The organism is Desulfoscipio gibsoniae DSM 7213, from assembly GCF_000233715.2.
Classification (GTDB): Bacteria; Bacillota; Desulfotomaculia; order Desulfotomaculales; family Desulfallaceae; genus Sporotomaculum; species Sporotomaculum gibsoniae.
In genome coordinates this window covers 2,298,290-2,311,085 of sequence record NC_021184.1, presented here as the reverse complement: position 1 = coordinate 2,311,085, position 12,796 = coordinate 2,298,290, and the positions used below count along the sequence as shown (strand labels likewise).

Sequence of the window (12,796 nt, the reverse complement as noted above, 5' to 3'; positions counted from 1 at the left end):
TATGTTATCTTTAAAGTTTCAAACATTTTCAGCCGATTATTAAGTAATAGGTTTTATATATCATAAAGCTGATAAGTACTTTTGATTCGGCTACCGGAAAGGGGGGTGTAAATAGTTGGTGCCCCTGGAAACCTTTTAGTGATACTGGAAACAATGGGGGTTTGTAAATAAAATCAAGGTCAGATGCTATGTAATGGGGGAAGTTATATGAAGGAAAATAACCAGCTGGTGGTTTTCGGATTAAACAATCAACATTATGGCTTACAAATAGAAAATGTATCGGAAATTATACGCATCATGGAAATAACCAGGGTTCCCAATACACAGTATTACTGTAAGGGCATTATAAACCTTAGAGGAGCCATTGTACCTGTTATAAGCTTAAGTTTAAGACTGGGTTTAGAAGAGAATAAGCTGGGTAGAGATTCCCGTATTATAGTGACAGAGACGATTAAAGGGAAATTGGGTCTAATTGTAGACAGTGTTTATTCTGTAACCAGGTATTCAAATGATGAAGTGGAAAAATCCGAAACCATGAACGGTGAAGACAGGTTTATCAAAGGGATCCTTAAAGAAGAAAACGATATGATTTTGTTATTAAACCTGAAAGAAGTAATGGAGGATTGAATAGTCACTTTTAATTAGAGTCCCTCTTAATCTTTAAGAGGGATTTTTGTAGTTATGTTGCGCATGTTTACTTATTTTACAATGCAGGATTTTAAAAGTAATTATAGAAAATTACTAAATTATTAGAATAAATTGCTATAATGTCTTCTAATTAAAATGGGGGTTAATACTTTGGTCAACAGGAGTTGGCATAAAAAAAAGGCAAGGATAATAAGGATCGTTGGTTGATAACCTATGCTGATATGATTACCCTGCTGTTGGTTTTTTTTATAGTTTTATATACGTTAAGCAAAATTGATGCGGCTAAATTCGAGACGTTGGCTGAAGCACTGTCCCAAGTCTTCGGCGCGGGAGGGATGTTATTAGACAGCTCGGGTTCGAAAGTTATCCCCGGCTCTCCTCCGGAACAAATGCAAAATATTGTTGAACAGGATGAACAAATAAAAGATCAGCTAGAGTTAATGCAGCTGGAGAATTTAAAAAGAAACTTAGAAGAATATATTGAAGAAAACGGGCTTTCAACCAGGGTTTCAGTTGGCATGGAGGAAAGGGGTATCGTGCTAAGTTTTCAGGAAGCGGTTTTGTTTGACCTGGGCTCGGCTCAGCTAACCCCGAATGCGCATGAAATTCTAACAAAATTAACACCGTTAATGGTGGATATACCCAACTACATTCGCGTCGAAGGGCATACCGATGATCTCCCAATTAATAATTCCCGATATCCTTCCAATTGGGAATTATCAGCGGCCAGATCTACTAATGTACTACAGGCAATGATCAATGAATTCGGATTTACCCCGCAGAAGATGTCCGCCACAGCATATGGACAATACAGACCCAGGGTTCCGAACAGTAATACTGAAAATCGTCAGCTTAATCGCCGGGTTGATCTGATAATCTTACGTAATAAGTTTGCCGAAGTTGAACCAAATAGCATTTCGACTTTAAACGAGACAGATTATGAGAATTTTGATAATTTATAAATTGTAAAGGAATGGATAAATACTATGGATTTAGCAACTGCACTTGGATTCTTCATTGGAATACTATCATTACTGGTGGGTTTTTTATTGGAAGGAGGGCATTTGTTGGCATTGTTTCAGCCCAGTGCCGCGCTGATAGTTTTCGGTGGAACTTTGGGAGCCACAATCTTCAGTTTTTCCCCTAACGACTTTAAGGCCCTGCCGCAAATAATAAAAATAGCTTTTTTTAATAAATCTTACGATCCGATCAAAACTATTGAAGATATTGTAAGCCTGGCCGAAGATGCCCGGCGGGAAGGGTTATTATATTTGGAAAACCGCATTGAGGATATCGATGACGCCTTTTTTAAAAGAGGGCTGCAGTTGGTAATAGACGGCACCGAACCGGAGTTGGTAAAAGATATTATGGAAGTAGAAATTTATACCATAGAGGAACGCCACAGTATTGGTAGTAAAATATTTGAAGTTGCAGGCGGTTATGCGCCCACAATGGGTATTATCGGTACAGTGATGGGTTTGGTGCACGTGTTAGGAAACATGAATGACCCGGATACCCTGGGTTCTGCCATTGCCGTGGCATTTATGGCCACTCTTTACGGTGTAGGCAGTGCTAACTTACTATGGTTTCCACTAGCTGCCAAGTTATCCAATATTAGCGATAAAGAAATATTATTAAAACAACTGATGATGGAAGGTATCATTTCTTTACAGGCCGGGTATAACCCCATCCTGATCAGGGAAAGGTTGATATCCTATCTGAACCCGTCAAATAGACAAACAGAGGAAAAAGATGATATCAAAGAAGAATAATTTCAAAGGAGGCGTTTTAGTGTCTGCTGAAATAACCGATTTGCAAATTGTAGTATTTTCGTTAATCGACCAATATTTTGGTGTAGATATATCTTTGGTCTCGGAGATTATTCGCCTGGAGAAAATTACCCCAACACCAAACGCTCCGGCATATGTGGAGGGAATAATTAATATCAGGGGACAAATAGCACCGGCTGTTAATTTGCATGTGCTGTTTAATACTCAGGCCGATGAAAGGACAGAAAACAACCGGGTCATTGTAGTGGAGACAGAAGAGAATAAATTTGGCCTCATCGTTGACAGCGTTTCTGAAGTAAGAAAGATCAGCCCGGATATGATTAAACCCGTGCCGCCCAGTATTAGTGTGGACGAGCATTATCTAAAGGGCATAATCCTGGATGATAAAAACCTAATTGTGCTGGTGGATTTACATCAGCTTTTACCCAACCAGGATATGCAACATCTAAAACAAATGGAGCAACTCTCAGAAACCTAAAAAAGAGGGAGTGATACGGTGTTTAGTAGTGAAGAAATTGCCATCTTTCAAGAAGAACTGGAAGAAAAAATGCAAATAATCAGCGATAATATACTTCTATTGGAGCAGCAGCAAGCCACACCCGAAATTATTCAGGAAATATTTCGGGCCGCTCATACCATAAAGGGATCTTCCGCCATAATGGGCTACGATAAAATGACAAAATTAACCCATGAGTTGGAAAGCTTATTCGATGAACTACGTCATAACCGGTTGGAAATAACCGGTGACCTGGTGGACGTGCTTTTTGAAGCCGTTGATAAATTAACGGAATTAAAAGACGAAACAACTGGCAATGCCACTAAAAATATAGATATCAGTCCGGTGTTACAAAAAATCAAACAAGTAAAACAAACACCGGGAGCCGACATTAATAACCAATATGGACACGACCGGCTGTATAAGCCCGTTGAACAGGGAACGTCAAAAGTAAGTGATTCCAATCAACTGCTGCCGGAGATCGAAGTTGATGACGTAACCGAGGATGTCATCAGCGAAGCAGAAATCCGTGGGTACCATGCCTATGGCCTGCAGGTTGTTTTTGCGGAAGACTGCCAGATGAAGGAAGTACGTGCTTTTCTGCTCTTTGAAACTTTAGAGCAGGTGGGCGAGATCATTAAAACCAACCCCCAAATAGAGGATATTCAAAGCGGTTATTTTAACAGTAGTATAGCACTGATTATTATTAGCCAGTCAGACATCGACCAGGTTAAAAACCTGGCCCTCTCGGTAGCGGAAATCAAGGCTGTACATATACAAAAAATTAAAGTTAATAATACCCCGGAGCAGGAAATGCAAACTGCGGCGGACCGGAAAAACATGGCCAAAGCAACTCCCACTGCCGCAAAACTGCCCAACAGTGATAACAACGGTCCAAAGAAAGCCATAAAAACCGTCCGGGTAGACGTGGAAAAATTAAACACCCTGATGAATCTGGTCGGGGAACTGGTAATTGAACGCACCAGGTTGGAGCGTTTTGTAAATGTCTTTGAAAGCAAATTCGGCTCCGAAGACATTGCCGAAGATATATTAGAAATATCCAGTCACCTGGGTAAGGTTACTACTGATTTACAGGACGAAATCATGAAAGCGCGCATGCTGCCCGTTGCCCAGGTATTCAATCGTTTCCCACGCATGGTAAGGGATATAGCCCATAAACTTGGCAAAGAAATCGACTTTATTATCGAAGGTAAAGAAACCGAACTTGACCGTAATGTGATTGAAGTAATCGGAGACCCGTTAATCCACCTGTTAAGAAACTCCATTGACCACGGCATTGAAGATGCCCGGGAAAGGCAGCGCTTGGGCAAACCGGCTCAAGGCCACCTCAAGTTAAAAGCATCTTATTCAGAAGGGCACATTGTCATTAACGTGGAAGATGATGGGCGGGGCATTGACATGCAAAAATTAAAAAGCAAAGCCCTGCAGCGAGGTTTAATAACGCAGGAGCATTATGACCGGATGAGTGACCGGGAAGCCCAGGAGCTTATTTTTGCACCGGGTTTCTCAACAGTGGAAGAAGACCATGTTAGTGACATTTCCGGTCGGGGTGTGGGTATGGATATAGTACGCACCCAAATAGAAAATATCAATGGCCTAGTGGATTATTACGCCGTGCCCGGTCAGGGTACCCGGTTTTCCATAAAGCTGCCGCTAACCCTGGCCATAACCCGCGCGCTAATGGTCGAATGCAGCTCCAAGACTTACGCATTTCCTCTAACCTACGTGGTGGAAACCCTTTACGTCAATCGTTCGGAGATAAAGACCATCAGACATTCTGAAGTGATAATCATTCGCGGGCAGGTATGCCCTATAAAACGACTGGGAGATATATTCAATCATAAAACATCAAAAAATGATGACAGCAAGGTTTATTTAGTCGTTGTCGGTTCTGGTGACCGTAAACTGGGTGTTATAGTAGATGAATTAATCGGTGAGCAAGAAATAGTCATTAAATCCCTGGGCTCTTACCTCGGCCAGGTGGAAGGACTGGCCGGAGCAGCCATACTGGGAGACGGTAAAGTATCCTTGATTGTGGATGTGCGAAGCTTGGTAAGAAGCGCGGGCTCCGAGGAGGCCTTATTATATGCCGCAGCCAATTAAGGTACTGGTGGTGGATGACTCCGCTTTAATGCGCCGGGTTATTACCCGTCTTTTAGAAGCTCAGGTGGATATTAAAGTAGTCGATACCGCCGCCAACGGTCAGGAAGCCATTAAAAAAGTAACCGTGCTGCGCCCTGATGTAGTAACTATGGACGTGGAAATGCCCGGTATGAACGGTGTGGCCACTGTAACCAGGTTGATGCGGAAATGCCCCGTACCCGTGGTCATGCTCAGCGCCCATACCACCGAAGGTGCCAGGGTAACTATGGAAGCACTGGCAGCCGGTGCGGTTGATTTTGTCCCAAAACCACTCAAGGCCGGAGATGCTGAAAAAATGGTACGTGAACTGGCCCATAAGGTCCAAGTGGCCAGTCGCGCGGTAATGAAAAGATGCCCTGCACCTTCTGTAAAACCCCGGCCTGCCGGCGGGCACAGGGTTGTGGATGAATTGGCCGTGGCTTCACTGCCCGCAGCCAAACCATCACCGGGAAAAATGGAACTGCTGGCGGTCGGCTCATCCACCGGAGGCCCGGCGGCGCTGCAAGTACTGTTACCCGCACTGCCGGGTGATCTGCCCTGTGGAGTGGTAGTAGTACAGCATATCCCGGTGGGGTTCAGTGGCCCAATGGCAGAGCATTTGAACCGTAAGTGTAAACTGGTGGTAAAACATGCCGAGCACGGCGATCAGGTTTTGCCCGGGCAAGTGCTGGTGGCACCGGCAGGCTATGACCTGACCTTCCGCAGGTATGCCGGTCAGTTGAGCATAGCTTTGGATAAAGGAAACAAACCCGTGCCCCCCGGGGGCTTTCGACCTTCAATAGACGTAATGATGAACTCGGCGGCGGAAGTGGTGGGCAACCGGACGATGGGCGTATTACTCACCGGCATGGGCCGGGACGGTGCCCGGGGGATGCTGGCTATTAAACAGCGTGGTGGGTATACCATTGCGCAGGATGAAAGCACTTGTGTGGTCTACGGTATGCCTAAAGCTGCAGCCGAGCTGGGCGCCGCGCGAAAAATTCTCCCCCTATCTCAAATTGCCGCAGAAATTTTACGCATCGTATAAAGTTCATAAAATATTTACCGAATATATATATTAACATTGCTATTTTAAAAGGGGCGGGTGAAAGACATGAAAATCACCCATCTGGGGTCAGGCATGATTGATGCCTACAAAGCCCAGAATGATAAAAATAAAAACATTAAGCAAAACAATAGTGCGCCGGATAGAGACCGGGTGGAGATATCCTCCGTCGGCAAAGAACTACAAACCTACCGGGCGAAACTTAAAGAAATGCCCGATGTTCGGCAGGAACGGGTAGATGCTTTAAAAACTCAGATAAAAAACGGCAATTACGAGCCTTCCGCGGAAAAGATAGCTGAAGGAATCTTAAGGGAAAGGCGCCTGGATACTAAGGTTTAATCTACTCCAACTGAAAAATGGAGGTGTATATCATGAAAATAGGAGCAGGCGGACTGCAGGCTTACGTTACACATGATGATGTGGCCAGCCGGCAGGCGCAGGAAAATCGTAAACCGGCTGAGCCGGTTAGACCTCAGGATAGTGAGAATACCGCAACACTAAACAAAGACGCTTTAAATAAAACAGTGGAAAAACTAAATGATGCAGCTCAGGCGTTTGATTTACCCCTGCGCTTTGCCCATAAAAAAACCGATGCAGGTACCGACTATATTGAAATGCGCAATACAAAAACTGATAGGACAAAAGATATCGACCTTAAAGAAGCTAGTGAATTAGCGAATAAAATAATTGATTCCAAAGGGATTAGTGTAGATATATACATTTAGTTTAAGGAGAGATGCTCGTGGAGCCTCTTTTTAATGAATTGGTAAAAATATTAAACGAACAATGTTCGGTTGTTCAAAAGCAGTTAAAGGCATCCGAGGCTCAAAACCAGGCGCTGCGGGATTTAGATATGCAATTATTGAACCAGGCTGTGCAGCAACTGGAACAGCAATCTATAACCATGAAAGAATTAGATAAACAGCGAGAAACAATACAACAGCAATTGGGGGCTACTGTCAGTGACATTTTGCCAAAGGCCCCTTTTGAAATACAGTTAAAGCTGAAAGAAATACAAAGGCAACTCAAGGGCGATTTTCAGCGCATTAGCCAATTAAACGAAATTAATAAGGTTTTGACTATGCGTGCCGCGCAGGTTAACGAGGTTATATTAAACATATTTAAAACCGGAGGCAGTAGTAGCACCTACCGGGACAGCGGTGCTATACAGCAGAAAGGCCGTCCGGCCGGTATATTAAACAAAACTGTCTAGGAAAGCAGGGATACTATGCCCGGAACATTTATGGGATTGGAAACAGCCCGCCGGGGGATTAAAGTGCACCAGCACTCTTTGGAAATTACCGGACACAACCTGGCCAACGCCAGTACACCGGGTTATTCCCGCCAGGAGGCCATCCTTCAAACTACCGACCCCTATACCAATCCTACATTAAATAGTGCAGCCTCCCCCGGACAGTACGGTACAGGGGTGGAGGTAACCGCTATCCGCAGAATCAGGGATGAATACCTTGATAATCAGGTGCGCAGGGCATCCACAGACGCAGCCTATTGGGAAGATCAAATATCTATATTGCAACGAGCGGAAGCATGTTTTGCTGAACCTGGCTCTGAAGGCATCGGGCAGCGCATGGTGGACTTTTTTAAAGCCTGGATGGATTTAAATAACAGCCCCCAGGATCCCGGCGTTAAATCAGCGGTAGTTCAATTGGGTGAGGAACTTGCTTCTTTAATGTCCTATACATACGAACAGCTTGGCGATATTGAAAAAAGCGTAAAGGCTGAGTTATCCCAACAAGTAGACCGTGTTAATGACATCCTGGTTCAAATTCGGGATTTAACTGATTCCATAAAGAAAGTTTATAGCGTTGGCCAGCAGCCTAATGACCTATTGGATAAAAGGGATCAACTGCTGGAAGAGCTCAGCAGCTATGGCCCTTTGCAGGTTGGTTTTGGATCAAACAATGGAAAACCCAACGGGGAATTAACCCAGCTCACCCTATTCGGCCAAGATGTACTAACCGCAAATACGAAAATTGAATTAGTAACGACTGGTGGCGATATTAATATTTCGTTTAATGGCGGTTCTAATAATGGGGAAACAGTATACCTAACGGCTAATTGCAATGATACCAATCAAGGAGGTTCATTGCTCGGCCTGGAAATGTCCAGACAACGGTTGATTGATTACAAAAGCAGTTTAAACGATATAGCTGTCAATTTACGCAATAAAATTGTGGAAAAATTTAACGAACCACCAAAGGCTGACTACCCCGTGTTTTTTACCGGTGACTTAGCCACAGGTGATTTCCAAGTAGATAGTACTTTAATAAGCAACCCGGCTTTAGTTGACGGTACAAAAGCCCGTGATATAGCTAATCTCCGGGATGAAGAAATTTCTTCCGCCAAACCGTTTACTTTTGAAGAATATTACAGCATACTGGTCACCGAAGTGGGCGGTAGTGCTAAGGGTACCAGTGATATGGCCGGCAACCAAATGGACATTAGGAAGCAAATCACTGCCCTGCGGGATTCGGTATCCGGAGTTTCCGTGGACGAAGAGCTTACCAGAATGATTCAGTTTCAATACGGTTTTCAGGCTTCAGCCAAAGTAATTAGCGCCATAGATGAAATGCTGGATGTAATTATCAATCGCCTGTTTTAGATTAGGGGGACAATAAAACGTGCGTATAACCAATATTTACATGGCCAACAATATATTGAACAGTATCCAGACCAATCTGAGTAAGCTGGCCCGCAGCCAGGAACAGATGGCCACCAGCAGGCGGCTGTTACGCCTCAGTGACGATCCCAATGTAATGGGACAGTTCATGAGCATCAAGGGTAATTTGTCTTACAATGATCAGTACGATCGCAATATCCAGGATGGCTTGGGCTATCTGGATATGAACGACACTGTTATGGGCACTCTGGGTGACTTATTATCCAAGGCTCAAGAATATGCCTTGCAAGGATCTCATGGTACTTATAACGCCGATGACAAGGGTGCCATTTCAGAGCAAATTGATAAAATGATTGACCAGGCGGTGGATTTGGCAAACTCAACAGTTGGTGGCAAATACATCTACGCGGGTACAAAAAATAACCGCCCGCCTTTTGAACGTGTTGGTGATAAGATTATTTATAATGGCGACTTCAATGGTATATACCGTGAAGTGCTGGCCGGTACCGATTATCGCATCGATGCGCCGGGAGTGACCAGTGGTTTTGAAATTAAAGCAATCAATGACACAGCAAAATCATCCTCTGCACTTGTCCTCACTCAAAGACAGGATGATAAAAATATCGTTGGTATTATTAAAGTAAAATTTAATAACCTACCTGATCCTGATAATGATACTGTAAGTATAGAAAAACAGCTTGAACTGAATGGAATAATAGAAAACAATGATTTAATAATAGATTATACTTTTGAAAATAATGTTTTAAGTGTCACAGATGGTAAACTGGAAGGACTGAAAATAACTTTTCCTACTCCGCCCGATATAGAGGACGGTGCTGAATATACTATTACAATTAATAATAGCCTGGGTGTGTTTGGACGTGCTGAGATAGATAATATAGTGTATGACTCAACAAATCCAAGGGCCGATGATAACCCGGACCGGGGTATTTTTGACGCACTGTTTGCATTGCGCGACAGGTTGCGGGACGATGATACAGCAGGGTTGCAGAAAAGTATTGCAGAGCTTGGAGATAAAATGGATATGTTGTTGCAGCATAGAGTCCAGGCCGGTGCGCGCTACAGGCACTTTGAATCTTTACAGAACCAACTTTTGGATCAGGAAATTATACTTAAAGATAACCTGAACAAAATAGAAGGTGCCGACATAGCTGAGTTATCCATCGAAGTAAGTCAGCAGGCACTGTCTTACAACGCGTCACTGGCTGTAGGCGCAACTATAATGAATATAAGTCTGCTAAATTTCCTGAAATAAAGTGACAAATACTATATCAAATAATGAACAATCTCGTGGTGACCTATATGGTCACCATAATTATTTAAAAAGGAGCATTTGTTTATGCAAGTGAGAACCACCCGGTTCGGTAACCTTAAAATCGATGAACAAAAAATAATAAACTTTCCTAAAGGCATTCCCGGCTTTAGATCCTTGCACCGCTTTTTTATGTTGCCTGTTAAAGGCGCTGATAACATGCAATGGCTGCAGGCGGTGGAAGACCCCGCAGTGGCACTTTTACTTATCGACCCATTCCTATACTTCAAAGGATATGTGTGTAATTTACCAGACCATGACATAGAAGAACTGGGTCTGCAGGAGCCCTCGGAGGCTCTGGTATTAACCACAATAACAGTGCCCCGCGACAACCCCGCCGCTGCCACAGCCAACCTGGTGGCCCCTATTGTTATTAATACCCGGCTTAACAAAGCCAAGCAGGTTATATTAAACAATTCCCCTTACACCACTAAACACATGCTGTTTCCGAAAACAACAGAAAAAACATCCGGCGGGGAGGGAGTTTAATGCTGGTACTCACCCGCAAGAAAAAACAGGGCATTATGCTGGGGGATAACATCAGCATCACCATTTTGGAAATCGGAGAAGACACCATAAAAATCGGCATCGAAGCCCCCAAAGACGTTACTATATTGCGTAGCGAACTATACCAGGCCGTTAAAGAAGAAAACATTACCGCCATTACCAGTGATCATAATGCTGTGGATGCGTTGAAAAAAATTTTTGCCAATAAAGGTTGAAAAAACTAAAGAACGCTGCTTAATTACCGAATATATAGATAGGGATATAATCATAGCCCTTCAGGGTGGCCACCTGAGGATTTATACATGCATGGATGCATACTTACATTCAGGGAGGAATTTTTTAGATGATTATTAATCATAATATTGCAGCGCTTAACACGTATCGTCAGTTGAGTACTAACAACGCCATCGGTAACAAATCTTTGGAAAAGCTGTCTTCCGGTCTACGCATCAACCGGGCCGGTGACGATGCCGCAGGTTTAGCCATTAGTGAAAAAATGAGGGCTCAGATTCGCGGCTTGGATCAAGCCAGCCGTAACGCCCAGGATGGTATTTCTATGATCCAAACTGCTGAAGGTGCATTGAATGAAACCCACAGCATTCTGCAACGTATGCGTGAACTGGCCACCCAGGCCGCCAGTGATACCAACGTAAACGTTGACCGTGATGAGATTCAAAAGGAAATCAACCAGCTGACTTCTGAGATTAATAGAATCGGTAATACCACTGAGTTTAACACCCAGAGTTTGTTAAAGGGTGATGGTAGGGTTAATTTAGCTAAATCTGGTTTATTCTCAACTGATGTAGCTAATACTGGAACTGCCACACAACATACCCAAGCAACTGCAACTGTTGCATTCGCAAACGCAGGCGCAGCTGCAGATGATGCTTTAAGCATTGACTTGAATGGGATTACCTTGACAGTAACTTGGAAGGCCAATGATGCTAATTACGATGATTCTGCAGCATATAATGTCACTAGTACTAGTGCTTCGGTCAATATTGCTTCGGGTGGTAGTACTGTGCAAAACACAGCAGATAGTTATGCTAACGCATTACAAGAAATCATAGATTCAAATGAAGTATTAAAAGGTAATTATACTGCAGTCTCTGATGGTACGGATACTGTTACAATTAAGGCTGTAGCTGGTGGTGACTTTGATGGCGCTGCTGGAACAATTAGTAATTATGTTGAAACTGCCTATAGCACAGCTGCAAATGCTACAGAAGATTTGACCAATGCTGTAGGTACTACTACTGCGGCTACTGCGGCTACTACAACTTTGGACCTTACGTCTTACACCACCGGTGCTGCAATTGAAGCTTTAGTTGGCAAAGGTTTCACAATTAATGGTCAACAAGTTGAGTTTTACGATGCTAACGATGGTGTTTATAACGGCGATGCTATCGGCATAAACATAAGTGATGCAATTAATGCAACTGCTAATAATGAGGATGTATTGGCAGATATTGTCGCCGCTCAACTAAATGACAAAGTAGAGGGCATCACAGCTACTGATGATGGCACTGGCACTATAACCATCAGCACCACGGCAACAGGTGCAACGGCTGAACTAAATATTACAGATGGTGGAGTACAAGAAGACTACCAAGCCACCTTCCAAGTTGGCGCAAATGCGGGACAGAGTATGACCATCGATATCAGAGATATGAGAGCCGGCTCCGATGCGCTGCAGGTGGCTTCTGAAGATGGCACGACAGTAGTTTCAAAGTCAGGCAAAACTGCCTATTATACAACAGATGCCGTTGTAACTGATGGAACTAATAATACTGCCAAGTTTAAGGCTTTGGATGTATCCGACCATGAAAAGGCAACTGCGGCAGTTGATGTCATCAATGATGCAATTGAACAGGTTTCCGCTGAACGTTCCAAACTCGGTGCCTACCAGAACCGTCTTGAGCACACCATCAACAACCTGGGCACCTCTTCCGAAAACCTGTCCGCCGCCGAATCCCGTATCCGCGACGTTGATTATGCCGAGGCAGCTTAAGCCAAGGCACAGTCGTCCTGACTGGTAACGGTCAGGAGTATCACCGGGTGAATTGCTGGAAAACCCTTTAGAGCCCTTCATACCACAACGCAGCCGGAAACGGCAAACGTGATGGTTTAAAAAATGAAAGGATTGGGCAATCAGCAGCCGAGCCCCTGGACT

General features: G+C 43.8%; 14 protein-coding genes and 1 pseudogene. All 15 read left to right on the top strand.

All coding sequences use genetic code 11. The features are described 5' to 3' along the window. The first annotated feature begins 207 nt into the window (after positions 1–207). The 15 genes and pseudogenes from DESGI_RS10875 (at position 208) to DESGI_RS26065 (ending at position 12,634) form a co-directional block, all read left to right on the top strand. The gene (locus tag DESGI_RS10875) at positions 208–627 is read left to right on the top strand and encodes a chemotaxis protein CheW (RefSeq protein ID WP_006522149.1); all 420 of its coding nucleotides are present in this window, start codon (positions 208–210) and stop codon (positions 625–627) included. A gap of 212 nt (positions 628–839) precedes the next feature. Beyond that, positions 840–959, top strand: a pseudogene (locus tag DESGI_RS26305) (flagellar motor protein MotB); the annotation flags it as partial. Between the two features lie 24 nt (positions 960–983). After that, positions 984–1,610, top strand: coding sequence for an OmpA/MotB family protein (locus DESGI_RS10870; protein WP_337833203.1), 627 nt, complete (start codon positions 984–986; stop codon positions 1,608–1,610). A gap of 24 nt (positions 1,611–1,634) precedes the next feature. Next, positions 1,635–2,420 carry a flagellar motor protein gene (locus tag DESGI_RS10865; RefSeq protein WP_006522147.1) on the top strand — a complete coding sequence of 262 codons (786 nt, stop codon included), beginning with the start codon at positions 1,635–1,637 and terminating at the stop codon, positions 2,418–2,420. A gap of 19 nt (positions 2,421–2,439) precedes the next feature. Next, the gene (locus DESGI_RS10860) at positions 2,440–2,916 is read left to right on the top strand and encodes a chemotaxis protein CheW (protein WP_006522146.1); all 477 of its coding nucleotides are present in this window, start codon (positions 2,440–2,442) and stop codon (positions 2,914–2,916) included. A gap of 18 nt (positions 2,917–2,934) precedes the next feature. Further along, positions 2,935–5,058 carry a chemotaxis protein CheA gene (locus DESGI_RS10855; protein ID WP_006522145.1) on the top strand — a complete coding sequence of 708 codons (2,124 nt, stop codon included), beginning with the start codon at positions 2,935–2,937 and terminating at the stop codon, positions 5,056–5,058. Next, on the top strand, positions 5,042–6,124 hold the full coding sequence (locus tag DESGI_RS10850; protein ID WP_006522144.1) for a protein-glutamate methylesterase/protein-glutamine glutaminase: 1,083 nt from the start codon (positions 5,042–5,044) through the stop codon (positions 6,122–6,124). Before DESGI_RS10855 ends, DESGI_RS10850 begins: the two co-directional genes overlap by 17 nt. A 66-nt stretch (positions 6,125–6,190) precedes the next feature. Continuing rightward, complete coding sequence (gene flgM, locus DESGI_RS10845; RefSeq protein ID WP_006522143.1) at positions 6,191–6,481, top strand: flagellar biosynthesis anti-sigma factor FlgM; 291 nt, start codon at positions 6,191–6,193, stop codon at positions 6,479–6,481. 32 nt (positions 6,482–6,513) lie between these two features. Beyond that, positions 6,514–6,867 (top strand): flagellar protein FlaG, encoded by a 354-nt coding sequence (locus DESGI_RS10840; protein WP_006522142.1) that lies wholly within the window; start codon positions 6,514–6,516, stop codon positions 6,865–6,867. A 17-nt stretch (positions 6,868–6,884) separates the two neighbouring features. Continuing rightward, complete coding sequence (locus tag DESGI_RS10835; RefSeq protein WP_006522141.1) at positions 6,885–7,355, top strand: flagellar protein FlgN; 471 nt, start codon at positions 6,885–6,887, stop codon at positions 7,353–7,355. A gap of 15 nt (positions 7,356–7,370) precedes the next feature. Then, positions 7,371–8,765: a flagellar hook-associated protein FlgK gene (flgK, locus tag DESGI_RS10830; protein WP_006522140.1), complete on the top strand. Its 1,395-nt coding sequence runs from the start codon at positions 7,371–7,373 to the stop codon at positions 8,763–8,765. Positions 8,766–8,784: 19 nt separating this feature from the next. Continuing rightward, positions 8,785–10,059 carry a flagellar hook-associated protein FlgL gene (gene flgL, locus DESGI_RS23060; RefSeq protein ID WP_006522139.1) on the top strand — a complete coding sequence of 425 codons (1,275 nt, stop codon included), beginning with the start codon at positions 8,785–8,787 and terminating at the stop codon, positions 10,057–10,059. Between the two features lie 84 nt (positions 10,060–10,143). Next, positions 10,144–10,605, top strand: coding sequence for a flagellar assembly protein FliW (gene fliW / locus DESGI_RS10820; protein ID WP_006522138.1), 462 nt, complete (start codon positions 10,144–10,146; stop codon positions 10,603–10,605). After that, positions 10,605–10,838 carry a carbon storage regulator CsrA gene (csrA, locus tag DESGI_RS10815; protein ID WP_006522137.1) on the top strand — a complete coding sequence of 78 codons (234 nt, stop codon included), beginning with the start codon at positions 10,605–10,607 and terminating at the stop codon, positions 10,836–10,838. Before fliW ends, csrA begins: the two co-directional genes overlap by 1 nt. Before the next feature lie 128 nt (positions 10,839–10,966). Next, complete coding sequence (locus DESGI_RS26065; protein WP_006522136.1) at positions 10,967–12,634, top strand: flagellin N-terminal helical domain-containing protein; 1,668 nt, start codon at positions 10,967–10,969, stop codon at positions 12,632–12,634. Positions 12,635–12,796 lie beyond the last annotated feature (162 nt).